The organism is Hydrogenophaga sp. RWCD_12 (assembly GCF_046604225.1).
GTDB lineage: Bacteria > Pseudomonadota > Gammaproteobacteria > Burkholderiales > Burkholderiaceae_C > Hydrogenophaga.
The window spans coordinates 1,112,695-1,137,798 of record NZ_JBKIXC010000001.1; the positions used below are offsets into that span (position 1 = coordinate 1,112,695).

The 25,104-nt window shown below is 67.0% G+C and carries 16 protein-coding genes and 2 tRNA genes; 10 read left to right on the top strand and 8 right to left on the bottom strand.

Going from position 1 to position 25,104, the window contains the following annotated elements:
• Window positions 1-33: 33 nt before the first annotated feature.
• The 3 genes from ACLIJ1_RS05265 (at window position 34) to ACLIJ1_RS05275 (ending at window position 1,116) form a co-directional block, all read left to right on the top strand.
• Window positions 34-846 (top strand): ThiF family adenylyltransferase, encoded by an 813-nt coding sequence (locus ACLIJ1_RS05265; protein WP_411364418.1) that lies wholly within the window; start codon window positions 34-36, stop codon window positions 844-846.
• 47 nt (window positions 847-893) lie between these two features.
• Window positions 894-969, top strand: a tRNA-Lys gene (locus ACLIJ1_RS05270).
• 71 nt (window positions 970-1,040) lie between these two features.
• A tRNA-Lys gene (locus ACLIJ1_RS05275) sits at window positions 1,041-1,116 on the top strand.
• Between the two features lie 57 nt (window positions 1,117-1,173).
• Here ACLIJ1_RS05275 and ACLIJ1_RS05280 read toward each other — a convergent pair.
• The 7 genes from ACLIJ1_RS05280 to dapC all read right to left on the bottom strand — a co-directional run bounded on the left by ACLIJ1_RS05280 (window position 1,174) and on the right by dapC (window position 9,032).
• Window positions 1,174-1,425, bottom strand: coding sequence for a GlsB/YeaQ/YmgE family stress response membrane protein (locus ACLIJ1_RS05280; RefSeq protein ID WP_411364419.1), 252 nt, complete (start codon window positions 1,423-1,425; stop codon window positions 1,174-1,176).
• Window positions 1,426-1,558: 133 nt separating this feature from the next.
• Complete coding sequence (locus ACLIJ1_RS05285; protein ID WP_411364420.1) at window positions 1,559-3,571, bottom strand: ABC-F family ATP-binding cassette domain-containing protein; 2,013 nt, start codon at window positions 3,569-3,571, stop codon at window positions 1,559-1,561.
• Window positions 3,568-4,461 (bottom strand): 50S ribosomal protein L3 N(5)-glutamine methyltransferase, encoded by an 894-nt coding sequence (gene prmB, locus ACLIJ1_RS05290; RefSeq protein WP_411364421.1) that lies wholly within the window; start codon window positions 4,459-4,461, stop codon window positions 3,568-3,570. Before prmB ends, ACLIJ1_RS05285 begins: the two co-directional genes overlap by 4 nt.
• 5 nt (window positions 4,462-4,466) lie before the next feature.
• Window positions 4,467-5,639 (bottom strand): succinyl-diaminopimelate desuccinylase, encoded by a 1,173-nt coding sequence (dapE, locus tag ACLIJ1_RS05295; RefSeq protein WP_411364422.1) that lies wholly within the window; start codon window positions 5,637-5,639, stop codon window positions 4,467-4,469.
• Window positions 5,639-6,799 carry a PilT/PilU family type 4a pilus ATPase gene (locus ACLIJ1_RS05300; RefSeq protein ID WP_411364423.1) on the bottom strand — a complete coding sequence of 387 codons (1,161 nt, stop codon included), beginning with the start codon at window positions 6,797-6,799 and terminating at the stop codon, window positions 5,639-5,641. Before ACLIJ1_RS05300 ends, dapE begins: the two co-directional genes overlap by 1 nt.
• 137 nt (window positions 6,800-6,936) lie before the next feature.
• On the bottom strand, window positions 6,937-7,770 hold the full coding sequence (dapD, locus tag ACLIJ1_RS05305) for a 2,3,4,5-tetrahydropyridine-2,6-dicarboxylate N-succinyltransferase (protein ID WP_411364424.1): 834 nt from the start codon (window positions 7,768-7,770) through the stop codon (window positions 6,937-6,939).
• Window positions 7,771-7,805: 35 nt separating this feature from the next.
• Window positions 7,806-9,032 (bottom strand): succinyldiaminopimelate transaminase, encoded by a 1,227-nt coding sequence (gene dapC, locus ACLIJ1_RS05310; protein ID WP_411364425.1) that lies wholly within the window; start codon window positions 9,030-9,032, stop codon window positions 7,806-7,808.
• Window positions 9,033-9,181: 149 nt separating this feature from the next.
• On the opposite strand from dapC, the gene smc reads away from it, so the two are divergent.
• The 7 genes from smc (at window position 9,182) to ACLIJ1_RS05345 (ending at window position 22,452) form a co-directional block, all read left to right on the top strand.
• A complete protein-coding gene (gene smc, locus ACLIJ1_RS05315; protein WP_411364426.1) occupies window positions 9,182-12,703 on the top strand; it encodes a chromosome segregation protein SMC in 3,522 nt (1,173 codons plus the stop codon).
• A 39-nt stretch (window positions 12,704-12,742) separates the two neighbouring features.
• Complete coding sequence (locus ACLIJ1_RS05320) at window positions 12,743-13,894, top strand: cell division protein FtsZ (protein WP_411364427.1); 1,152 nt, start codon at window positions 12,743-12,745, stop codon at window positions 13,892-13,894.
• The gene (gene ligA / locus ACLIJ1_RS05325) at window positions 13,894-15,948 is read left to right on the top strand and encodes an NAD-dependent DNA ligase LigA (protein ID WP_411364428.1); all 2,055 of its coding nucleotides are present in this window, start codon (window positions 13,894-13,896) and stop codon (window positions 15,946-15,948) included. Before ACLIJ1_RS05320 ends, ligA begins: the two co-directional genes overlap by 1 nt.
• A 134-nt stretch (window positions 15,949-16,082) precedes the next feature.
• On the top strand, window positions 16,083-16,622 hold the full coding sequence (def, locus tag ACLIJ1_RS05330; protein WP_411364429.1) for a peptide deformylase: 540 nt from the start codon (window positions 16,083-16,085) through the stop codon (window positions 16,620-16,622).
• 85 nt (window positions 16,623-16,707) lie between these two features.
• Complete coding sequence (locus ACLIJ1_RS05335; protein ID WP_411364430.1) at window positions 16,708-18,138, top strand: efflux transporter outer membrane subunit; 1,431 nt, start codon at window positions 16,708-16,710, stop codon at window positions 18,136-18,138.
• A complete protein-coding gene (locus ACLIJ1_RS05340; RefSeq protein WP_411364431.1) occupies window positions 18,135-19,283 on the top strand; it encodes an efflux RND transporter periplasmic adaptor subunit in 1,149 nt (382 codons plus the stop codon). Before ACLIJ1_RS05335 ends, ACLIJ1_RS05340 begins: the two co-directional genes overlap by 4 nt.
• Window positions 19,284-19,293: 10 nt before the next feature.
• Window positions 19,294-22,452 carry an efflux RND transporter permease subunit gene (locus tag ACLIJ1_RS05345; RefSeq protein ID WP_411364432.1) on the top strand — a complete coding sequence of 1,053 codons (3,159 nt, stop codon included), beginning with the start codon at window positions 19,294-19,296 and terminating at the stop codon, window positions 22,450-22,452.
• Here ACLIJ1_RS05345 and ACLIJ1_RS05350 read toward each other — a convergent pair.
• On the bottom strand, window positions 22,413-25,103 hold the full coding sequence (locus ACLIJ1_RS05350; protein ID WP_411364433.1) for a [protein-PII] uridylyltransferase: 2,691 nt from the start codon (window positions 25,101-25,103) through the stop codon (window positions 22,413-22,415). The genes ACLIJ1_RS05345 and ACLIJ1_RS05350 overlap by 40 nt on opposite strands.
• Window position 25,104 lies beyond the last annotated feature (1 nt).

The window sequence follows — 25,104 nt, forward strand, 5'->3', positions numbered from 1 at the left end:
CGGGGCCGGTCCCCGGTTGCTTGCAGAGCGCAAATGACCACCGACTTTGAACGCCGCTTCGGTGGCATGCGCCGTCTGTATGGCGTCGCAGGCGCGCAGGCCGTGTTTGATGCACACGTGGTCGTGGTCGGCATCGGTGGGGTCGGCTCTTGGGCGGCTGAGGCGCTGGCCCGCAGCGGGGTCGGGGAGCTGACGCTGGTCGACATGGACCATGTGGCCGAATCGAACGTGAACCGCCAGATCCATGCACTCTCCACCACCCTTGGGCAGGCCAAGGTCGAGGCGATGAAGGAACGCATCGCGCTCATCCACCCCGACTGCAAAGTGCATGTGATCGACGACTTCGTGACGCCGGACAACTGGCACGCGATGGTGGCTTCCTGGTCATCCGTCGGAAAGCCGATGGCTGTGGTCGACGCCTGTGACCAGGTGCGGTCCAAGACCGCCATGGCGGCGTGGGCCGTGACGAACCAGGTGCCGCTCGTGAGCGTGGGCGCTGCCGGTGGCAAGCGGCGTGCGCAGGCGGTCGAGGTGGGCGATCTGGCCGATGTGACGCACGATCCGCTGCTGGCACAGTTGCGCTACCGGCTTCGCAAACACCATGGTGCTTCGCGCACGAAACGCATCGGGGTGACCTGTGTGTTCAGCCGCGAAGCCGTGGCGCCTCCCGATGCTTCGTGTGCCATCGAGTCGGGCGATGGTTCCCTCAACTGCCATGGTTACGGCTCGGCGGTCAGTGTCACTGCGACCTTTGGTATGTGTGCCGCCGGCTGGGTCATTGGTGCCTTGACAGATCGAGTTGAAAAAGTGCTGCGTGTTTCAAAAACTGAAGAAATGACGCTATAATCTGAGGCTTCGCACTATCCGAAGTCGCTGTTGAAATCGGATCTCGCGGGGCGTTAGCTCAGTTGGTAGAGCAGCGGACTCTTAATCCGTAGGTCGAGTGTTCGAGTCACTCACGCCCCACCAGTTTTTCAGCCTTTCGAATTCGGGGGGCGTTCCTTGATTCAAGCAATCAGGAAAGTTCTTCCAAGTTTGATGGGACGTTAGCTCAGTTGGTAGAGCAGCGGACTTTTAATCCGTTGGTCGGCAGTTCGAGCCTGCCACGTCCTACCAAAGCAAAAGCCCTGGTCTGTCGACCAGGGCTTTTTTCTTGCTGCCTTGAAAAGGTGCTCAGGCCTTCTTCTTGAGCAGGCTGTAGATCACCAGCAACACCACCGCGCCGACCACCGAGGCGATGAAGCCTGCGGCCTGGCCCTGCGCGTACAGGCCCAAGGCCGCTCCCGCATAGCTGGCGAGGAATGAACCCGCGACGCCAAGGATGGCGGTCATGATCCAGCCCATGTTGTCATCGCCCGGTTTGATCATGCGTGCGATGAAGCCGGCGATCAGGCCGATGAAGAGGGTGCCGAGAATGGACATCATGAAAAGTCTGCCTTTCAGAAAGTAGAGAAAAAGTCTCTGTTCTGGCCGGACTGTAGCCATGATTCCGGAGTCAGGGAACCCTGACCGATCCAAACCCGTTGGGCGTGTGCGGGCTGTCACCCCGCAGCGGTGTTCACGCGACAGCGCTGGCCGCTTCGATGGCTTCGGTCAGTTCGAGCCACCGCGCCTCGACGGTCTCGATCTCGTCGTTGACGGCTTTGAGCTGGCGGCCGGCATCGGCCAGCACGGCGGGAGTGGCCGGCTGGCTCAACGTGTCTTCCAGGCGCTGCTTCTCCTGTGTCAGCGACTGCAGGCGCTTCTCAGCCTGCTCCAGGGATTTCTTGAGCGGACGCAGGCGCTCGGTCAGTTGCTGGCGCTTCTGCGCGTCGAGCTTGCGCTGTTCCGCGCTGCTGGGCGCTGGTGCGGCAGGCGCCGCTGGAGCCGGCGGTGGTGCTGCCACTGATACCGTGGCCGCCGCAGGTTCGGCCCGCGATTCCTGGCGTCTGGCGTCGCGCGCCTGCTTGGCGACATCCAACAAGTACCGCTGGTAGTCGTCGAGGTCGCCATCGAACGGCGCGATGCCGCCGCGCGACACCAGCCAGAACTCGTCGCACACAGCGCGCAGCAGCGCCCGGTCGTGCGAGACCAGCATCACCGTGCCCTCGAACTCGTTGAGTGCGACCGACAATGCTTCGCGGGTGGCCAGGTCCAGGTGGTTGGTCGGCTCGTCTAGCAGCAGCAGGTTGGGGCGTTGCCAGACGATCATGCAGAGCACCAGTCGTGCTTTTTCACCGCCGCTCATGCTGCCGACGGCCTGTTTGACCATGTCTCCGCCGAAGTTGAACCCGCCCAGGAAGCTGCGCAGATCCTGCTCGCGCGTGGCTTGGCCGTTCAGGCGCCCTTGCGCCGTGCAGTCCTTGACCAAGCGGATCATGTGTTCCAGCGGCGTGTCGGCCGGGCGCAGCACGTCGAGTTCCTGCTGCGCGAAGTAGCCGATGTTCAGGCCCTTGCCTTCGGTGATCTGACCGCTGATGGCGCCGAGGTCGCGTGCGATGGTTTTGACCACGGTGGACTTGCCCTGGCCGTTGGCGCCCAGGATGCCGATGCGCTGCCCGGCCAGCACCGACTTGCTGACGTTGCGCACGATCACGGTCGGCGCGCCGCCTTCGTCGGGCGACGGATAACCGAAGCACACGTCCTGCATTGCCAGCATCGGATTGGGCAGGTTCTGCGGCTCGGCGAACTCGAAGTTGAAGTCGGCCTCGGCCAGTACCGGTCCAATCTTCTCCATGCGTTCGAGCGCCTTGACCCGGCTCTGGGCCTGCTTGGCTTTGCTGGCCTTGGCCTTGAAGCGGTCGATGAACTTCTGCAGGTGCGCCATCTTTTCCTGCTGGCGCGAATAGGCCGAGGCCTGCAGTGTCATCTGCTCGGCGCGCATGTCTTCAAAGCGGCTGTAGTTGCCGCCGTAGCGGGTCAGCAGTGCGCGCTCGATGTGCACGGTGACATCCGTCACGGCGTCGAGGAATTCGCGGTCGTGGCTGATCACCAGCAGAGTGCCCTGATAGCGCTTGAGCCAGTCTTCCAGCCAGACCAAGGCGTCCAGGTCCAGGTGGTTGGTCGGTTCGTCGAGCAGCAGCAGCTCGCTCGGGCACATCAGCGCGCGCGCCAGCTGCAGGCGCATGCGCCAGCCGCCGGAGAAGCTGTTGACCGGGCGGTCAAGTTCGTCGAGGCGAAAGCCCAGGCCCAGGATCAGGGCCTGAGCGCGCGAGGGCGCATCGTGCGCCCCGGCGTCGTGCAGCTCCATGTAGGCGTGTGCCATGCGCTCGCCGTCGTCGCTGGCCTCGGCGGCCGTGACTTCCTGCTGGGCCGCCAGCAGCGTCACGTCGCCTTCAATGACGAACTGCGTGGCCGGCATGTCGGTCTCGGGCATGTCCTGCGCCACCTGCGCCATGCGCCAGTGGTTGGGCACGGAGAAGTCGCCCTTGTCTTCGTGCAGCGTGCCGTCGAGCAGGCGGAACAGGCTGGATTTGCCGGCGCCGTTGCGGCCCACAAGGCCGACTTTTTCGCCGGGGTTGATGGTGCAGGACGCGCCATCGAGCAGGACCTTCGTGCCACGACGAAGGACCAGGTTTTTCAGGGTAATCATTGGCGGGAGTCGGTAGGGCAGGCAAATGCCTGCAGGGCTTGCGCAGTCAGCAGCAGCACCTGGTCATCGCCAGCGCTGGTGGAGAGCCAGACCACTTCCAGCTGGGGAAAGGCGGCTTCGAAGAAGGGGCGTTCGTGACCGATTTCGAGCACGAGCACGCCGTGGGGCGACAGACGGGAGGGCAGGTCGCGCAGCAGCGCGCGCACGAAGTCCATGCCGTCGTCGCCGCCGGCCAACGCCAGTTCTGGCTCGGCGCGAAATTCCGGCGGCAAGGCGGCCATGCTGCCACTGTTGACGTAAGGCGGGTTGCACAGGACCAGGTCCCAGGGACCGGGGCAGGCAGCAAGTCCGTCGGATTCGGTCAGCTTGATGCGATCGTGCAGGCCATGGCGTTCGACGTTGATGCGGGCCACGGCCAGTGCGTCGGGCGAGAGGTCGGCACCCGTCACCGCGATGTCGGGCCAGGCCATCGCGGCCAGCACGGCCAGGCTGCCGTTGCCGGTGCACAGGTCCAGCACCCGGTGCGTGTCCTCGCCCAGCCAGGCGTCGAAACCGCCGTCGGCGATCAGTTCGGCGATGAAGCTGCGCGGCACGATGGCGCGTTCGTCGACATAGAACGGCACGCCCTGCAGCCAGGCTTCGCGCGTGAGGTAGGCTGCGGGCTGGCGCGTGTCGATGCGGCGGGTGACCAGTGCCTCAGCCTCGCGAACCTGTTCATCGGTGGGTACCGTGTGGGCGACCCCGTCGAGGTCGCTGTCCAGTGGCATGCCCAGCGACCAGAGCACGAGCCAGGCTGCCTCGTCGCGCGCATTGGTGGTGCCGTGGCCATAAGAGAGGGCGGCGGCGTCGAGACGCGCCTCGGCGCGGTCCAGCAGTTCCTGCAGGTTCATGGGGTTCAGCCGGCCTGCGCCGCGCTGCTGTTGAGCCGCTGCAGGACGCCGAGATAGATCTTCGTCAGCGGCTCGATGTCGGCCACTGCAACGTGTTCGTCAACCTTGTGGATGGTCGCGTTGGGCGGGCCGAGTTCGAGCACCTGCGGGCAAATTCGGGCGATGAAGCGGCCGTCGCTGGTGCCGCCGGTGGTCGAGAGTTCGGTGGTGATGCCGGTGGCGTCGCGGATCGCGTCGCGCACGGCGTCGACCAGTGTCCCGGGCGTCGTGAGGAACGGCAGGCCGCCGACAGTCCACGACAGGTCGAAATCGGCGCCTGGCTGCAGGCCGTGCCGCGTCAGTACCTCGACGAGCCTGCCTTGCAGGCCTTCGGGCGTCGACTCGGTGGAGAAGCGGAAATTGAAGTCGATGACGACGTTGCCGGGGATCACGTTGCTGGCACCGGTGCCGCCGTGGATGTTGCTGATCTGCCAGCTCGTCGGTGGGAAGAAAGCGTTGCCCTGGTCCCAGACCGTGGCGGCCAGTTCGGCCAGCGCGGGTACGGCCAGGTGGATCGGGTTCTTTGCCAGTTGCGGGTAGGCGATGTGGCCCTGGATGCCCTTGACCGTGAGCTTGCCGCTCATGGTGCCGCGGCGCCCGTTCTTGATCATGTCGCCGGTGCGTTCGACCGAGGTCGGTTCGCCAACAATGCACCAGTCCAGCCGCTCACCACGGCGCTGGATCTCGCGGCAGACGATCACGGTGCCGTCGTTGGCCGGACCTTCCTCGTCGCTGGTCAGCAGAAAGGCGATGTCGATCGCCGGTTGCGGCGTCGTGGCGAGAAACTGCTCGCAGGCCACAACCATCGCCGCCAGCGAGGTCTTCATGTCGCTGGCACCGCGGCCATAGAGCTTGCCGTTCCGGTGGCTGGGCACAAAGGGGTCGGTGGTCCAGCCGTCCAGCGGACCGGTTGGCACCACGTCGGTGTGGCCGGCCCAGACCAGGGTCGGTCTCTGCCCGCTGCCCAGACGTGCCCAGAGGTTGGCCACGCGGAAGCTGTCGGGGCCGCTGTCCATGCGCTCGCAAGCAAACCCGAGCGGACTCAGGCGGCCGGCAATGACTCCCAGACAGCCGGCGTCGTCCGGCGTCACCGAGGGACGGGCAATCAGTTCTTCGGCGAGGCGCAGCGTGGCAGTCATCAGAATTTGACGTCGAGCGTGAACTCGGTGAAGGTGGCGGCGTCGCTCTGGTCTTCTTCGTTGGGCATCGCCGCCTGATTGGACTTGGATGCGTTGAAGTCGTTTTGCAGGCGCCACATCAGGTTGTTGGGCGAGTCGGCGTGCGACAGGGCTTCGTTGCGCGACACCAGTCCGTCGACCACCAGCCGTGCCAGATCCTGCTCGAAGCTCTGCGAGCCCACCGCCAGCGACTTCTCCATCGCCTCGCGCACGGCGGAGAAATCGGCTTTCTGGATCAGGTCGGCGACCAGGGCGGTGTTGAGCAGCACCTCCATCGCCGGTACGCGGCCACCGGTGTGGGTGCGCAGCAGTCGCTGGGACACCACGGCGCGCAGCGCGGCCGCGAGATCGCCCAGCATGGTCGGGCGCACTTCGACCGGGTAGAAGTTCAGGATCCGGTTGAGCGCCTGGTAGCTGTTGCTGGCGTGCAGTGTGGCCATGCACAGGTGACCCGACTGCGAGTAGGCAATGGCGGCCGACATGGTCTCACGGTCGCGGATTTCACCGATCAGGATCACGTCGGGCGCCTGGCGCAGCGCGTTCTTCAGGCCGATCTGCAGCGACGCGGTGTCGCGGCCCACCTCGCGCTGGTTCACCACCGAGCGCTTGTTGCGGTAGACGTACTCGATCGGCTCCTCGATGGTCAGGATGTGCCCGGTGCTGTGCTCGTTGCGGTGGTCGATCATCGAGGCCATCGTGGTTGACTTGCCCGCGCCGGTCGCGCCCACCATCAGGACCAGCCCCCGCTTTTCCATCACGATGTCGCTCAGGATCGGCGGCACGTTCAGCGAATCCAGGGATGGCACGTCGGCCGGCACGAAACGGATGACCACCGCGTAGTTGCCGCGCTGGCGCATCGCACTGACCCGGAAATTGCCGACGCCGTCCAGCGGCACCGCCATATTCAGCTCGCCGGTCTCGACCAGCTCTTCGATCATGTTGGCCGGAACGATTTCCGAGAGCAGGTTGCGCGGCGCATCCGGCGGCAGCATCTGGCTGTTGATCGGGATCGTCTGGCCGTTGATCTTGATCATCGCCGGCGCGTGTGCCGACAGGTACACGTCCGAGGCCTTCTTTTCGGCCATCAGGCGCAGGATGCGCTCCATCGTTCCGCTGCTCATGCCAAATCCTCACAAGAATTCAGAAACACACATCCCATCGGCGACCGTGCCTTAGTCCAGAACACCGTGGATCTGGCTTTGCCAGTCCGCAGGTGTTGCCCCTTGAGGGGCGGAGCGCAGCGACGGGGGTGGGCCATTCAGTCGCGAAGCAGGTCGTTGATGCTGGTCTTCGAACGCGTCTGGGCGTCGACCCGCTTGACGATGATGGCCGCGTACATGCTGTAGTCGGCGCCATTGGCGGCCTTCTTGGGCAGGTTGCCGCTGACCACCACCGAGCCCGAAGGCACGCGGCCGTACGTGATCTCGCCGGTGGCGCGGTCGAACAGGGGGGTGCTCTGGCCGATGTAGACGCCCATGCCGAGCACGGAGTTTTCTTCCACGATCACGCCTTCGACCACTTCCGAGCGGGCGCCGATGAAGCAGTTGTCCTCGATCACGGTAGGGTTGGCCTGCAGCGGCTCCAGCACGCCGCCAATGCCGACGCCGCCGGAGAGGTGCACGTTCTTGCCGATCTGGGCGCAGGAGCCGACCGTGGCCCATGTGTCGACCATGGTGCCCGAGTCGACGTAGGCGCCGATGTTCACGTAGCTGGGCATCAGGATCGCGCCCGAAGCGATGTAGCTGCCGCGGCGTGCCACTGCCGGCGGCACCACGCGCACGCCGGTGGCCTTGAGTTCGGCGTCGGAAAGGTGCGCGAACTTGGTCTGCACCTTGTCGAAGAAGGCCAGGTCGCCGGCCTTCATGACCGCATTGTCCTTGAGGCGGAACGACAGCAGCACGGCCTTCTTGATCCACTGGTGCACGGTCCACTGGCCCACGCCCTGACGGGTGGCCACGCGCAACTTGCCGCTGTTGAGTTCGGCGATCACGTGTTCGACCGCGTCCAGCACTTCCTTCGGAGCGGAGGCAGGCGAGAAGTCGGCGCGGTGGTCCCAGGCGGTGTCGATCAGGGTTTGCAGTTGTTGGGTCATGATGCTGGTCAGCGTTGGAGTGAAAGAGGGTCGGGTCAGCGGGTCTGTTCGCGACAGAAGCGCACGATGCGTTCGGCGGCTTCCAGGCATTCGGCGGGTTCGGCCACCAGGGCCATGCGCACACGGCCTGCACCAGGGTTGGCGCCACCACTGGCGCGCGCCAGGTAGCTGCCGGGCAAAACCGTCACATTGTATTGAGCCAGCAGCTCACGGGCGAAGGCCTCGTCGGCACTGAGGCCAGCGATTTTCCCCTCGAACGACACTGGCACGCCGGCCCAGAGGTAAAAAGCCGCATCGGGCAGTGCCACGTCCAGCACCTGAGCGAGCAGCGGCGTGACGGCGGCAAACTTCTCGCGGTACTGGCGCCGGTTGTCGATCACGTGCTCTTCGTCGCCCCAGGCCGCCACGCTGGCGGCCTGCACGGCCGGGCTCATGGCGCCGCCATGGTAGGTGCGGTAGAGCAGGAAGCTCTTGATCAGTGCTGAGTCACCCGCCACGAAGCCGCTGCGCAGCCCCGGCACATTGCTGCGCTTGGACAGGCTGGTGAACATCATCAGGTTCCTGAAGTCGGTCCGGCCCAGCTGCACGGCGGCTTCCAGCCCGCCCAGCGGCGGCTCGTCGCGGAAATAGATCTCGCTGTAGCACTCGTCCGAGGCGATCACGAAACCGTGGCGGTCGCTCAGCGCGAACAGTTGTTTCCATTCGGCCAGTGGCATCACTGCGCCGGTCGGGTTGCCCGGCGAGCAGACGTAGATCAGCTGCGTGCGCGACCAGACTTCCTCGGGCACGCTGTCCCAGTCGACCGCGAAGTTGCGCGACGCCACGCTGGGCACGTAGTAAGGCTGCGCGCCACCCAGCAGGGCCGCGCCTTCGTAGATTTGGTAGAACGGGTTCGGAAAGGCCAGCGTGGCGCCGGGCTTCGAGGCGTCCAGCACCGTCTGGGCGAAGGCGAACAGGGCCTCGCGCGAGCCGTTGACCGGCAGCACCTGGTTCGCCGGATTCACGGTGACGCCATAGCGGCGTTGCATCCAGTCGGCACAGGCCTGGCGCAGGGTGGGTTCGCCCGCGGTGGCCGGGTAGCCCGTCAGGCCCGTGTCCAGCGCGGCGGCCAGGGCGTCTTTCAGCATCTGCGGCGTAGCGTGCTTGGGTTCGCCGATGCCCAGGCTGATCGGGCGCAGGGCAGGGTTGGGCGTGACGCCGGCAAACAGCTGGCGCAGCCGCTCGAAGGGGTAGGGCTGCAGGAGGGACAACTTGGGATTCATGGGGGAGGATTATCCCAAGGCCCCGCACCGTGCTCGCCGGTGCGTCTGGCGACAGGTCGACACGGTATCATGCGCGTTGCGGTCCGGCCCCGTGTTGGGGAGGATTTTTCTTATAAATCAACCAGTTAGCTTTCCGAGACCGAGTCACCGTGCGCCTCAATTCGATCAAGCTGTCGGGCTTCAAGTCCTTTGCCGAGCCGACCAACTTCATGCTGCCGGGGCAACTGGTGGGCGTGGTCGGTCCCAATGGCTGCGGCAAGTCCAACATCATGGACGCCGTGCGCTGGGTGCTGGGCGAATCCAAGGCGTCCGAACTGCGTGGCGAGTCCATGCAGGACGTGATCTTCAACGGCACCAACAACCGCAAGCCGGCCAGCCGTTCCAGCGTAGAGCTCGTGTTCGACAACAGCGACCACCGCGCCGGCGGCCAGTGGGGCCAGTTCCTGGAAATCGCGGTCAAGCGCGTGCTGACCCGCGACGGCACCAGCAGCTACTACATCAACAACCAGCCGGTGCGCCGCCGCGACGTGCAGGACGTGTTCCTGGGCACCGGCCTGGGGCCGCGCGCCTACGCCATCATCGGCCAGGGCACGATCAGCCGCATCATCGAATCCAAGCCCGAGGAACTGCGCCTGTTCCTCGAAGAGGCCGCCGGCGTGTCCAAGTACAAGGAACGCCGCCGCGAAACCGCCAACCGCCTGGCCGACACGCGCGAGAACCTGACCCGGGTGGAAGACATCCTGCGCGAACTCGGCGCCAACCTCGACAAGCTGGAGAAGCAGGCCGAGGTCGCTGCGCGCTACAACACGCTGCAGTCGGGCGCCACGCTCAAGCAGCACCAGCTCTGGTTCCTCAAGCGCAGCGAGGCCGAGGCCGACCAGGTCAAGGTCAAGAACGACGCCGCGCAGGCGCTCAACGACCTGGAGTCGCGCACCGCCGACCTGCGCCGCGTGGAATCCGAACTCGAAACCATCCGCCAGGCGCACTATGCCGCCGGCGACCAGGTCAACCAGGCGCAGGGCAAGCTGTACGAAGCCAGCGCCGAGGTCGGCAAGCTCGAGGCCGAGATCCGCTTCGTGGTCGAAGGCCGCCAGCGCGCCGAGCAGCGCCTGGCCCAGCTCAAGGAACAGATCGCCTCGTGGTCAACCCGCAGCCAGGACGCCGGCGTCGAGCTGGAGCAACTGGCGGAATCCATCGTGGCGGCCGAAGAGCGCTCGATCGAGTTGGCGGCGCAAGGTGAAGAACAGGCCGGCAGCCTGCCCGCGCTCGAAGACGCCTTGCGCGCGGCGCAGAACGCCGCCAACGAGCAGCGTGGCAGCGTCAACCAGGTGCAGCAGCAGATTCAGGTGCTGGCCGCCGAGCAGCGCAACATCGAAGAACAGAGCCGCCAGCTCAACCAGCGCCGCGAGCGACTGACTGCCGACCGCAACGCCCTGGCCGCGCCCGACGAAGCCCGCGTGGCGCAGTCGCAGGCGGCGTTCCAGCAGGCCGAACAGGCCGCCGAACTGGCCGAGGTCGTGCTGCACGAACTGCAGGAGAGCGTGCCCGAGCTGGACGAACAACGCCGCACCGCACAGGCCGCAGTCAACCAGGAATCGGCGAAACAGTCCGATCTGTCGGCCCGCCAGGACGCCCTCAAGGCCTTGCAGGAAAAGGTTCGCACCGACGGCAAGCTCAAGCCCTGGCTGGCCAAACACGGGTTGGATGGGCTTCAGGGCCTGTGGAGCCGCATCCATGTCGAGCCTGGCTGGGAAAACGCGCTCGAAGGCGCATTGCGCGAACGCCTGAGTGCGCTGGAAGTGTCCCGGCTGGAAATGGTCAAGGCCTTCGGTCAGGACGCGCCACCGGCCAAGCTCTCGTTCTACAGCCCGCCGGCCGCCGAGGTGCCCGCAGCGGACCGCGCCGGCCTCAAGCCGCTGACCGACTGGCTGCGCCTGAACGACGCGGGCCAGAAGGCGTTGCTGGCCGAGTGGCTGCAAGGCTGCTGGACCGCTGCCAATCTGGACGAAGCCATGGCGCAGCGCAGCCTGCTGCAGGCGGGCGATGCAATCTATGTGCCGGCTGGCCACGTGGTGAGCGCGCACAGCGTCAGCTTCTACGCGCCCGACAGCGAACAGGCCGGCCTGCTGGCCCGTGCGCAGGAAATCGAGAATCTCGACAAGCAGCTCAAGGCCCAGGTGCTGATCGCTGAACAGGCGCGTGCCGCGCTGGTGCGCGCTGAAGCCGCCTACACAGACGCCTCGCAGCGCCTGGTGAGCGCGCGCCGAGAAGGCGCCGAGACCCGCGGCCGGGCCCACGAGTTGCAGGTGGAAATGCTGCGCCTGACGCAGCTGGCTGAACAGACCCGCGCCCGCAGCGAGCAGATCGCCGCCGATCTGGCCGAGGTCGACGGGCAGCTGGACGAATTGCAGGAACGACGCGTCACCGCCGAAGCCCGCTTTGAAGAACTGGACATGCAGCTGGCCGACAGCCAGGAGCGGCATGCGCAACTCGACGACAAGGTGATCTCGGCCGAACGCGGCCTGAACGATGCCCGCGAACAGCAACGCAGCCTGGAACGCCAGGCGCAGGAAGCGACGTTCACGCTTCGCAGCCTGCAGGCGCGCCAGGGCGAACTTCAGCGTTCTCTGGACACCGCCGCGACGCAGGAAAAGTCGCTCGCCGACGAGGCCGAACGCGCCAGCGACGAACTCACCCGATTCACCGCCGCTGCCGCCGAAGCCGGCCTGCAGTCGGCGCTGGCCATGAAGCTGGAGCGCGAGCAGGCGCTGGGCGCGCTGCGCAGCCAGTACGACGACCTGACCGCCAAGCTGCGCGCCAGCGACGAACGCCGCCTGCAGCTGGAGCGTGAGCTCGACCCGCTGCGCCAGCGCATCACCGACTTTCAGCTCAAGGAACAGGCCGCGCGTCTGGGGGTCGAGCAGTACAGCCAGCAACTGGCCGAGGCCCAGGCCGACCTGGCCGCGGTGGCGCAGAGCATCACCGAAGGCAATGTGCGCCTGACCGGGCTGCAGAGCGAGATCGACCGCTTCCACCGCGAAATCCAGTCGCTGGGCGCCGTCAACCTGGCGGCGCTGGACGAACTGACCGCCGCGCGCGAACGCAAGACCTTCCTGGACGCGCAGTCGGCCGACCTGGTCGAGGCGATGAACACGCTGGAAGACGCGATCAAGAAGATCGACGCCGAAACCCGTGACCTGCTGGGCAATACCTTTGCCACGGTCAACCAGCACTTTGGCCAGATGTTCCCCGAGCTGTTCGGCGGCGGCAACGCCAAGCTGGTCATGACCGGCGAAGAAATCCTGGACGCGGGCGTGCAGGTGCTGGCCCAGCCACCGGGCAAGAAGAACCAGACCATCCACCTGCTCTCCGGCGGCGAAAAGGCGCTCACCGCGATTGCCCTGGTGTTCGCCATCTTCCTGCTCAATCCGGCGCCGTTCTGCCTGCTGGACGAGGTGGACGCGCCTCTGGACGATGCCAACACCGAACGTTACGCACGTCTGGTGACCAGCATGAGCAAGAAGGGCACGCAGTTCCTGTTCATCAGCCACAACAAGATCGCCATGGAAATGGCCGAACAGCTGATCGGCGTGACCATGCAGGAGCAGGGCGTTTCCCGCATCGTGGCGGTGGACATGGAGTCCGCCGCCGGCATGCTCGAATCTGCCTGAGAACCCCCACCACAGACCTCTTCGACCGCTTACCACCCCATGAGCACCCTGCAAATCAGCCTGGCCATCGTCGGCGGTCTCGTTCTCGCAGGCGTTGTGGCCTACAACGCCTGGGTCACCCGCCGCAGCGCACCGCGCACCGCGCGTGGATTGCCGGAGGCCGAGGCCGCACCGCAGCCGGATGCCGGTGACACGGAGCCGGTCGGTGCGGTCGATCCGGTGATGGGTGACGACCCCGTCGATGGTGGCGAACGGATCGAACCTGTTCTGCGCGACGAGCCGTTCCAGGCGGTGTCGGTGCGCGAAGACATCCGGCCGGCGCCTGCCGTCGCCGTGACGCTCAGCCATGTGGTGACCACGCCCGAGAAGAAGCCCGGCCTGGATGCGCTGATCGACGTGATCGCGCCGCTGCAGCTGGACGGCCCGGTGTCGGGTGATGCGGTCATTGCGGCGCTGCCCGGTACACGCCGCGTGGGCAGCAAGCCGTTCGCGGTGGAGGGTCTGGTCGACGACGGTGGCGAATGGGAGGCGCCGCGCCTTGGCCAGCGCTACAAGGCGCTGCAGGTGGGCGTGCAGCTGGCCAACCGGGCCGGCGCGCTCAATGACATCGAGTTCTCCGAGTTCGTGATGAAGGCGCAGGGCTTTGCCGACACCATCGGCGCGATGCCCGATTTCCCCGACATGCGGGGTGAAGTGGCGCGAGCCCGCGAGCTGGATGCCTTTGCGAGTGGACACGATGCCCAGCTGGGCCTGACCCTGCGGGCGCGCCGCGCCGCCTGGAGCCCCGGTTATGTGTCGCAGAACGCGGCGCGCTTCGGTTTTGTGGCCGGTGTGTTGCCCGGGCGCATGGTGCTGCCGGGCAGTGTGGTCGGTCAGGCGCCGATCCTGAGCCTGTCTTTTGATCCGCAGGCCGCCATGGCCGAGGATCCGGAGCAGAGCGCCCTGCGCGAAGTTTCGCTGTCGCTGGAAGTGACCCATGTGCCGCGCTCCGAGCAGCCCTACGTCAAGCTGCGCCAGGCGGCCTCGGCTTTGGCCGAAGCCATGGATGGCGTGATCACCGATGACGCCGGTCAGCTGCTGGGCAGCGACACCATGGACCGCATCGGCGCCGACCTGGAGGCGCTCTACGACGCGCTGGACAGCCACGATCTGTCCGCCGGTTCCCCGCAGGCCCGCCGCCTGTTCTCCTGATGAACCAAGACCTGTTTGCCGCCGAGCCCACGCCGGCGGAGCGCGCGGCCGCGTTGCACGCGCAGCTGCACCACCACGCCCACCGCTACTACGTGCTTGATGACCCGGAGGTCCCGGACGCCGAGTACGACCGCCTGTTCCGCGAGCTGCAGGCTATCGAGGCGGACCACCCCGACCTGCTGACCCCCGATTCGCCGACGCAGCGTGTGGGCGGCAAGATCCTCGACGGCCTGACCCCTGTGCGCCATGCGGTGCCCATGCTGTCGATCCAGACCGAGACCGACACGACAGCCGCAGGCGCCGAGGCCTTTGACGCCCGGGTGCGGCGAGAACTGGAGCTGGCGCCGGAAGCGCCGGCCGTGCAGTACGCGGCCGAACTCAAGTTCGACGGTCTGGCGATCAATCTGCGCTACGAGCGCGGCGTGCTGGTGCAGGCGGCCACCCGGGGGGACGGCGAAACCGGCGAGGATGTGACACAGAACATCCGCACCGTCGGTCAGATCCCCTTGAAGCTGCAGGGTGACGCCCCTGAAGTCCTCGAAGTCCGCGGCGAGGTCTACATGCGCCGCGACGACTTCGACCAGCTCAACGAGCGCCAGCGCGGGAAGGGCGAGAAGACCTACATCAACCCACGCAACACCGCCGCCGGCGCGGTGCGCCAGCTCGACCCGTCGGTGACGGCGCAGCGCCCGCTGTCGTTCTTCGCCTACGGACTGGGTGAGGTGCGTGGCTGGACGCTGCCAGAGACGCACAGCGGGCTGCTGGACGCGCTGGCTGCGTTTGGCCTGCCGGTCTGTGCCGACCGCTGCGTGGCCGACGGCGCTGCCGGCCTGGTGGCATTTCACGATGCGATCGAGGCCAAGCGCGATGCGCTGCCCTTCGACATCGATGGTGTGGTCTACAAGGTCAACAGCCTGGAATTGCAGCGCCGCATGGGTTTCAAGACCCGCGAGCCGCGCTGGGCGGTGGCGCACAAGTACCCTGCGCAAGAGCAGCTGACGACGGTGCAGGCGATCGACGTGCAGGTCGGCCGCACCGGCAAGCTCACCCCGGTGGCCAAGCTGGCGCCGGTGTTCGTGGGCAACGTGACGGTGACCAACGCGACGCTTCACAACGAAAACGAAGCGCGCCGCAAGGACGTGCGGGTCGGCGACACGGTGATCGTGCGCCGCGCGGGCGACGTGATTCCCGAGGTGGTCGCGGTGTTGCCCGAAAAGCGGGTCGACGGCGCCGAGCCATTCACCATGCCCGCGCATTGCCCGGTCTGCGGCAGCGTTGCGGTGCGCGAAGAAGGCGAGGTCGACCACCGTTGCACCGGCGGCCTGTTCTGCAGCGCCCAGCGCAAGCAGGCGATCCTGCACTTCGCCCAGCGGCGCGCGGTCGACATCGAAGGTCTGGGCGACAAGCTGGTGGACCAGCTGGTCGACGGGGACGTGGTCAAGACGCTGCCGGACTTGTACCGCATGGGGCTGATGGCGTTGGCGAACCTGGACCGCATGGCCGAAAAGTCGGCGCTGAACGTGCTCGACGCGCTGGAGAAATCCAAGCAGACGACCCTGCCGCGATTCCTGTTCGGTCTGGGTATCCGCCATGTCGGCGAGGCCACGGCCAAGGAGATGGCACGGCATTTCGGCGGGCTGGACGCGATCATGGACGCCAGCGTGGAGCAGTTGCTCGAGGTGCGCGACGTCGGGCCGGTGGTGGCCGAGAGCATCCACACATTTTTCGAGCAGCCGCACAACCGCGAGGTGGTCGAGCAGTTGCGCGCCTGTGGCCTCGTCTGGGAAGAGGGTGCGCCGGTCGAGCGCGCCGCCCAGACGCTGGCGGGCAAGACCTTCGTGCTGACCGGCACCTTCCCGACGCTCAAGCGCGACGAAGCCAAGGAGCTGCTGGAGGCCGCGGGCGCCAAAGTCTCGGGCTCGGTGAGCAAGAAGACCGACTACGTGGTGGCGGGCGAAGAGGCCGGCAGCAAGCTGGACAAGGCGCGCGAGCTGGGCGTGGCGGTGATCGACGAGGCCGGCATGCTGGCGCTGCTGGCGGCGCCGGCAGGCTGATTTCGTCGCCGCAAGCGCCCGGCCGGCGCCGGCACTGCTGACAACGGATTGTCAGGAATGCTGGTGGGGGTTGTGGCAGTCGCGGCAAGTCGGTCGACAATTGCGGATCTGCTGAAAAGCCACCTCCGACTCCCATGGCCATCCGACCCCTTCTCAAAATGGGCGACCCCCGCCTGCTGCGCGTGGCGCAACCGGTGACCGCCTTCGACACGCCCGAGCTGCATGCCCTGATCCAGGACATGGAAGACACCATGGCCGACGCCAACGGCGCCGGGCTGGCGGCGCCGCAGATCGGCGTCGACCTGCAGGTCGTGATCTTTGGCACTGGGGCACCCAACCCGCGTTACCCCGATGCACCGGTCGTGCCGCGCACGGTGCTCATCAATCCCGTGATCGCGCCCCTGGGCGACACGGAAGAAGAGGGCTGGGAGGGTTGCCTTTCGGTGCCGGGGCTGCGAGGTATGGTGCCGCGCTGGCAGCGCATCCGCTACCAGGGGTTCGCCCCCGACGGCGGTAGGGTTGACCGCGAGGCCGAAGGTTTTCATGCTCGTGTGGTTCAGCACGAGTGCGATCACCTGCAGGGGATGCTGTATCCGATGCGGGTGCGCGACTTTTCGCGGTTTGGCTACACCGACGTGATGTTTCCCGAGCTGACCGCAACTGAAAAAAACTGAAACAAAAATCGGCCTGGCCATGCAGTCAGCGTCGATATGCTCTCGGGTTTGCTGCGCCGCAATGCAGCGGGAGTTCCTTGTTCCAATGAAGAATTTATTGATCCTGGCAACCGCCGCGGGCCTGACGGCCTGCGGCAGCATGGGCCCCGCGCCCGCCGCTGCCGTGCGCAGCGCCGACACCGGCGCGCCCGCCGGCTGGTACGCGCCGCCGCTGCCACACAACGGGCAGACCACTTCTCTGGCCGACTGGTGGTCGCGCCTGGGCGATGCGCAGCTGCCCACCCTGATCGCCGAATCCCAGAAGGGCAGCGCCAGTGTGGCTGCTGCGCGGGCGCAGGTCTATGGCGCACGCGCCGCTCTGGCCGGGGCCGACAGCGCCAGCCTGCCGCAGGTTGGCCTGACGGCGGGTGTCTACCGAGGCGTCAGCGCCAGTGCGCCGCTGGGCACCGGGATGAACGCGGGCCTGCAGGCCTCGTGGGCGGTGGACCTCTGGGGCCAGAATGCCTCGTCGGTGCGGCAATCCGCCGCCGAAGCGGCCGCGGCGCAGTCGGGCTGGCACCAGGCCCGGGTGCTGACGGCGGCCGAAACGGCACGCCTCTACCTTGGCTGGCGTTCCTGCCTCGCGCAACGTGCCGTGATCGACAACGACTTCCGGTCTCGCGAAGTCACGGCGCGCAGCGCCGCCGACACCGAACGCGCCGGCCTGCTCGCGCCCGCCACTGCCGCGCTGGCCCGCGCCGGCCAGGCCGACGCGCGAGCCCGCCTGGCGCAGCAGACGCGCAGCTGCGAACAGCAGTTCAAGGCGCTGGTGGCGCTGACCGGGGTGAGCGAACCGCAGTTGCGTGAGCGCTTGGGCAACGGCGCGAACCTGCCCGATCCGGCGCAGGCCGGTTCTTCACTGGCGGTTGCGGCCGTGCCGATGGACGTGTTGCGGCAGCGGCCGGATGTGGCCCGCGCACAGCAGGAACTGATTGCGGCGGCCGAAGGCGTGGGCGTGGCCCGAGCGGCGCTCTGGCCCAGCCTCAGCCTGAGCGGCAACGTGCTGCGCAACCGCTTCACCACCGGCGGTGAAAGCACCAGTTTCAACAGCTGGTCGGTGGGTCCGCTGGCGCTGAACCTGCCCCTGATCGGCCGTGGTGGCCTGAACGCCTCCGCCGACGCGGCGACCGCCCGCTACGAAGCCGCGGCGCTGGCCTATGCCGGTGTGCTGCGCAGCGCGGTGTCGGACGTCGAACAGGCGCTGGTGGCGCTGGACGCGCTGAAGACGCAGCTGTCTGCCAGTCGCCAGGCCGTCGCCGACTACACGCGGTCGTTCGAAGCAACCGAGGCACGCTACCGCGTGGGTCTCGCCAACCTCAACGAACTGGAAGACGCTCGCCGCCTCAAGCTGAACGCCGACAGCGGCGCCGTCGCGCTGCAGCTGGACCACATCAACACCTGGATCGCCCTGTATGTCGCCCTGGGCGGCGGCTTCGATCCCCAGACCGCACCGGAGCCGGTGCGCCAAGCCTCATGAAGACCATGCACCCTTTTCATCTGAACCTGACGGGCCGCACGGCGGCCGCCCTGTTGCTTACCTCGGTGCTTGTGGTCGCGTGCGGCAAGGACGACAAGCACGCTGCCAAGGACGGCAAGGAAGGCGCTGCCCCTGCGGCGACTGCAGGAGCTCCCGCTGCAGCGCCAAAGCCCGCCATGACGGTGACCACGGCCAAGCCCGAGTCGGCCAGCCTGTCGCTGATGCTGCAAGCCAACGGCAACATCGCCGCCTGGCAGGAGGCCAGCGTCGGCGCCGAGGTGCCCGGGCTGCGGCTGGCGACCGTGAACGTCAACATCGGCGATGCGGTGAAGAAGGGACAGGTGCTGGCTACCTTCGCCCGCGAAACCTCTGAGGCCGAAAACCTGCAGGGCAAGGCTGCCCTGATGCAGGCCGAGGCTGGCTTCGAGAACGCCAAGGCCGACGCAGACCGCGCGCGTTCGATCGAGAACACCGGCGCGCTGTCGAAGTCGCAGATCGCGCAGTACCTGACGCAGGAAAAGGTGACCCGGGCGCAGTTCGAAGCGGCCAAGGCCGCCTATGGTGCGAGCCAGATCCGGCTGGGCAACACGCAGGTGCGCGCGCCCGACGACGGCGTGATTTCGGCCCGCACGGCGACGGTCGGCGCCGTGGCAGGCGCGGGGCAGGAACTGTTCCGTCTGGTGCGCCAGAGCCGCATGGAGTGGCGCGCCGAAGTGACGCCGTCCGAAGTCGGCAAGGTCAAGGTCGGGCAGAAGGTCGACGTCACCGCCGCCAGCGGCCTGAAGGTCACCGGTACGGTGCGTGCGATCGCGCCGACCGCCGACCCACAGACCCGCAATGTGCTGGTGTTCGCCGACCTGCCGAAACACGGCGAGCTCAAGGCAGGCACCTTCGCGCGCGGCCAGTTCCAGCTCGGCGCCAGCCAGGCGCTGACCGTGCCAGCCCAGTCCATCGTCGTGCGCGACGGCCACAACTACGTGTTCGTGGTCGGTGCCGACAACAAGGCCTCGCAGCGCAAGATCGAGACCGGCCGCCGCACGGGCGAACGGGTCGAGGTGCTCGACGGCCTCAAGGCCGAGGAGTCGGTGGCGGTGCAGGGCGCGGGCTTCCTCAACGAGGGTGACCTCGTGAAACTGGCCAAGTGAAGGACCCGCGATGAACGTTTCCGCGTGGTCCATCAAGAACCCGATTCCGGCGGCGATGCTGTTCGTCATGCTGACGCTCGCCGGTCTGTTTTCGTTCTCGTCGATGAAGGTGCAGAACTTCCCCGACCTGGACGTGCCCAACATCACCATCGTCGCCAGCCTGCCGGGCGCCGCGCCCAACCAGCTGGAGAACGATGTCGCGCGCAAGCTGGAGAACAGCCTGGCGTCGCTGCAGGGTCTCAAGCACATCTACACCAAGGTGCAGGACGGCACGGTGTCGATCACGGCCGAGTTCCGCATCGAAAAGAGCACGCAGGAAGCGCTGGACGACGTGCGCTCGGCGGTGGCCAAGGTGCGCGGTGACCTGCCGACCGACCTGCGCGAGCCCATCATCAACAAGCTGGAGCTGGCCGGTGGCGCGGTGCTGGCCTACACCGTCCACTCCGACAAGATGGACGACGAGGCGATCTCCTGGTTCGTCGACAACGACGTGGCCAAGCTGCTGCTGTCGGTGCGTGGCGTGGGCGCGGTCAACCGCGTCGGCGGCGTCAACCGTGAGGTGCAGATCCTGCTCGACCCGCTCAAGCTGCAGTCGCTGGGCGCGACCACGGCCGACATCTCGCGCCAGCTGGCGCGGGTGCAGATCGAGAGCGCGGGCGGCCGGGCCGACATCGGCGGCAGCCAGCAGCCGCTGCGCACCCTGTCGTCGATGAAGTCGGCCGAAGAACTGGCCGCGCTCGAACTCTCGCTGTCCGACGGGCGCAGGGTCCGCCTGGACCAGATCGCGACCGTGAAGGACACGATCGCCGAACCCACGGCGGCGGCTTTCCTGGACGGCAAGCCGGTGGTCGGTTTTGAAGTGGCGCGCAGCCGCGGCGCCAGCGAGGTGGAAGTGGGCCACGGCGTGCGCGCCAGGCTCAAGGAGATGCAGGCGGCCCGTCCGGACCTGCAGATCACCGAGTCCTTCGACTTCGTGACGCCGGTCGAGGAGGAATACAACGCCTCGATGACGCTGCTGTACGAGGGCGCGCTGCTGGCGGTGCTGGTGGTCTGGCTGTTCCTGCGCGACTTTCGCGCCACGGTGGTGTCGGCGATTGCGCTGCCGCTGTCGGCGATCCCGGCCTTCATCGGCATGCACTACATGGGCTTCACCATCAACGTGGTGACGCTGCTGGCGATGTCGCTGGTGGTCGGCATCCTGGTGGACGACGCCATCGTCGAGGTGGAAAACATCGTGCGTCACATGCGCATGGGCAAGTCGCCTTACCAGGCCGCGATGGAAGCGGCCGACGAGATCGGCATGGCGGTGATCGCGACCACCTTCTCGCTGATCGCGGTGTTTCTGCCGACGGCCTTCATGGCCGGCATTCCCGGCAAGTTCTTCAAGCAGTTCGGCTGGACGGCGGCGCTGGCGGTGTTCGCCTCGCTGATCGTGGCGCGGGCGCTGACGCCGATGATGGCGGCCTACATCCTCAAGCCGGTCGTGACCGCCAAGGACGAGCCGGGCTGGGCGCGCAACAACCGCGTTCTGGGCGCGATCTGGACCTGGATGACCAACCAGAACGAACCGGGCTGGCTGCACACCTACCAGGGCTGGGCAGCCTGGTGCATCCGCCACCGTTGGATCACCATGATGGGTGCCGGCCTGTTCTTTGCGGGCTCGGTGATGCTGATTCCGCTGTTGCCGCAAGGCTTCGTGCCGGCCGACGACAACTCGCAGACACAGGTCTACCTGGAGCTGCCGCCGGGCAGCACGCTGCAGCAGACCGTGGCCACGGCCGAACACGCGCGGGTGCTGGTCGCGGGCGTGGAGCACGTCAAGTCGGTCTACACCACCATCGGTTCCGGCTCGGCCGGCTCTGACCCGTTCGCCCCGCAGGGCGCGCAGGAGTCGCGCAAGGCGGCGCTGACGATCCAGCTCGATCCGCGCCATCAGCGGCCGCGCAAGCAGGTGATCGAAAACCAGCTCCGGGACGTGATGTCCGGCATCGCCGGGGTGCGATACAAGGTCGGCCTGGGTGGTTCGGGCGAGAAGTACATCCTGACCCTGACCGGCAACGACGCCAACGCGCTGTCGACGGCGGCCCGTGCCATCGAACGTGACCTGCGCACCATACAGGGTGTGGGCAGCATCCAGTCGTCGGCCGCATTGGTGCGCACCGAGATCAACGTGACGCCCGACTTGCAGCGTGCCGCCGATCTGGGCGTGACCAGCTCGGCGATCGCCGAGACGTTGCGCATTGCCACGGTGGGCGACTACGACAGCGCATTGCCCAAGCTGAACCTGCCGCAGCGCCAGGTGCCGATCGTGGTCAAGCTCGACGGCGCCGCGCGCCAGGATCTGGAGGTGCTGGGCCGGCTGTCGGTGCCCGGCGCCAAAGGGCCGGTCATGCTGAGCCAGGTCGCGACGCTGAGCTTCGGCGGTGGCCCGGCCGTGATCGACCGTTACGACCGTGCGCGCAACATCAACTTCGAAGTTGAACTCGCCGGCATTGCCCTGGGCGACATGAAGACGGCGGTCGAGCAGCTGCCGAGCATCCGCAACCTGCCGCCGGGCGTGCAGGTGCTGGAGATTGGGGACGCGGAAGTGCAGGGTGAGCTGTTCGCCAGCTTCGGCCTGGCGATGCTGACCGGCGTGCTGTGCATCTACATCGTGCTGGTGCTGCTGTTCAAGGCCTTCCTGCACCCGTTCACCATCCTGACCGCGCTGCCGCTGTCGCTGGGCGGCGCCTTCGTGGCGCTGCTGCTGACCAACAAGGCGTTCTCGATGCCTTCGCTGATCGGCCTGATCATGCTGATGGGAGTGGCGACCAAGAACTCGATCCTGCTGGTCGAGTACGCCATCGAGGCGCGGCGCGTGCACGGCCTGAACCGGCTGGACGCGATCCTGGACGCCTGCCACAAACGGGCGCGCCCGATCGTGATGACGACCATCGCCATGGGTGCGGGCATGTTGCCCATCGCTGCGGGATGGGGCGAGTCCGATGGCAGCTTCCGCTCGCCGATGGCGATTGCCGTGATCGGCGGCCTGATCACCTCGACTTTCCTGAGCCTGCTGGTGATCCCGGCCGTGTTCACGATCGTCGACGACGTGTCGCTGTTTTTCGGGCGGCTGTTCAGGCGGCGCGCTCAGCCCTCCAGCGTCTCCAGCAGCTCGGTCTCGATCTGAATCTGGCGCTTGTTGACCTGCAGCTCGGGGCCACTGATCAGGAAGGTGTCCTCCACGCGCTCGCCCAGCGTGGTCACCTTGGCCAGCTGCACACTGAGTTCGTGGCGTGCGAGCACGCGCGAAATGCAGTAGAGCAGGCCGGCGCGGTCGCTGGCGGAGACACTGAGCAGCCAGCGCTGCGCCTTTTCGTCGGGGCGCAGGTCCACGCGGGGCGTGATCGGGAAGCTCTTGACCCGGCGTGAGAGGCGGCCCTTGCTCGGTGGTGGCAACGGGCCGCGCTCGTCGATCGTCGCGGCCAGATCGTTTTCCACCATGGCCGTCAGCTCGCGGTAGTGGTCCGAGAGCGTGGGCGCGACGACCTGGAAGGTATCCAGCGCGTGGCGAGTCAGGGTGGTGTGGATGCGGGCGTCCAGGATCGAGAAGCCGGCGTTGTCGAAGTAGCCGCAGATGCGGGCAAACAGGTCGCTCTGGTCCGGCGCGTAGACCAGCACCTGCAGGCCTTCGCCTTCCGGAGACAGCCGGGCGCGCACGATGGCGGCGTCGGGCGCGGTGGCCTCACCGGCCGGCGCGGCGGCCACGCCGGTTTCGCTGCGGGCGTTGATCGCCAGCTGGCGCGTCAGCACCCGCGTGTGCCAGGCGATCTCGTCGGCCTGGTGGCGCATGAAATAGCCCACGTCGAGTGTGTCCCACAGCGTCTTGTGCGCCAGGTGGGGCAGGGCGTGCAGGGCCAGCATCGACAGCGCCTCGCGCTTGCGGGCTTCGACGACGGCGTCCGGATCGGGTGCGCGGCCGCCCAGCGCGCGCAGGGTGTAGCGGTACAGGTCTTCGAGCAGCTTGCCTTTCCAGGCGTTCCAGACCTTGGGGCTGGTGCCTCGGATGTCGGCCACCGTCAGCAGGTACAGCGCGGTCAGGCGGCGCTCGTCGCCCACCCGTTTGGCGAATGCTCCGATCACGTCCGGGTCGCTGAGGTCTTCCTTCTGCGCGATGCGGCTCATGGTCAGGTGTTCCGAGACCAGGAACTCGATCAGGCGGCTGTCTTCGCGCTCGATGCCGTGCTGGCGGCAGAAGCGGCGCACGTCCTTGGCGCCCAGCTCGGAGTGGTCGCCGCCGCGGCCCTTGGCGATGTCGTGGAACAGCGCGGCGACGTAGAAGATCCAGGGCTTGTCCCAGCCGGCGGCCAGCTGCGAGCAGAACGGGTATTCGTGCGAGTGTTCGGCGATGAAGAAGCGCCGCACGTTGCGCAGCACCATCAGGATGTGCTGGTCCACGGTGTAGACGTGGAACAGGTCGTGCTGCATCTGTCCGACGATGTGGCGGAACACCCAGAGGTAGCGGCCCAGCACCGAGGTCTGGTTCATCAGCCGCATGGCGTGCGTGATGCCGTCGTTCTCCTGCAGGATCTGCAGGAAGGTGGTGCGGTTGACCGGGTCGGCGCGAAAGGCGCCGTTCATGATCGGCCGCGCGTTGTAGAGCGCTCGCAGCGTGCGCGCCGACAGGCCCTTGATGCCCAGCGTGGTCTGGTAGAGCAGGAAGGTTTCCAGGATCGCGTGCGGCTGGCGGATGTAGAGGTTGTCGCTGGCGACCTCCAGCATGCCGGCCTTGTCGAAGAAGCGCTCGTTGATCGGGCGCAGGGCTTCCGGCCCGATTTCGTCGCTGTTCAGACGCTCTTCGATGTTGAGCAGCAGGATCTGGTTGAGCTGGGTCACCGCCTTCGCGGCCCAGTAGTAGCGGCGCATCAGCTCTTCGCTGGCGCGCCGGGTGGTGCGGGCGGCTTTCGACGGCCGGGTGTCCGGGGCAGGCAGTTGCGACTTGTAGCCGAACGACTCGGCCACGGCGGTCTGCAGGTCGAACACCAGCCGGTCTTCACGGCGGTGCGCCAGCAGGTGCAGGCGTGCCCGGATCAGGCTGAGCAGGGCTTCGTTGGCCTTGATCTGGCGCACCTCCAGCGGAGTCGCGAGACCCTTGCGCGCCAGCTCGTCCCAGCTGCGTCCCAGGCCAGCGGCCTTCGAGACCCAGAGAATGACCTGCAGGTCTCGCAACCCGCCGGGTGACTCCTTGCAGTTGGGTTCGAGCGAGTAGGGCGTGTTTTCGTACTTGGTGTGGCGCTGGCGCATCTCCAGCGTCTTGGCGACGAAGAAGGCCTTGGGGTCCATCACCTCGCCAAGCTGGCGCACCAGGGCCGAGAACTGCTGCCGTGCGCCGACGATCTGCCGGCATTCGAGCAACGAGGTCTGCACCGTCACATCGCGCACGGCCTCCTCGACGCATTCGGCGATGGTGCGCACGCTCGACCCGATCTCCAGGCCCACGTCCCAGCAGGAGCCGATGAAGGCTTCGAGCCGGGCCTTGAGCGCTTCGTCCGTGTCGGGCGTGACGCCGTCGGGCAGCAGCACCAGCACGTCGACATCCGAATGCGGGAACAGCTCGCCGCGGCCGTAGCCGCCGACCGCGATCAGCGCGAACCCGGGGCCGAAACCGGCGAAGGTCCAGAGCTGACGCAGCGTGTCGTCGGTCAGGCGGGCCAGCTGCTGCAGGGCATGCCGCACACCGCGCATGGATGCGCCCTGCTGGTTGATCCGCTCCAGCAGGGAGGTCTTGTCTTGCTTGTAGCGCTGGCGCAGCGCGACGACGTCGCCGGGAACTTCACCCATG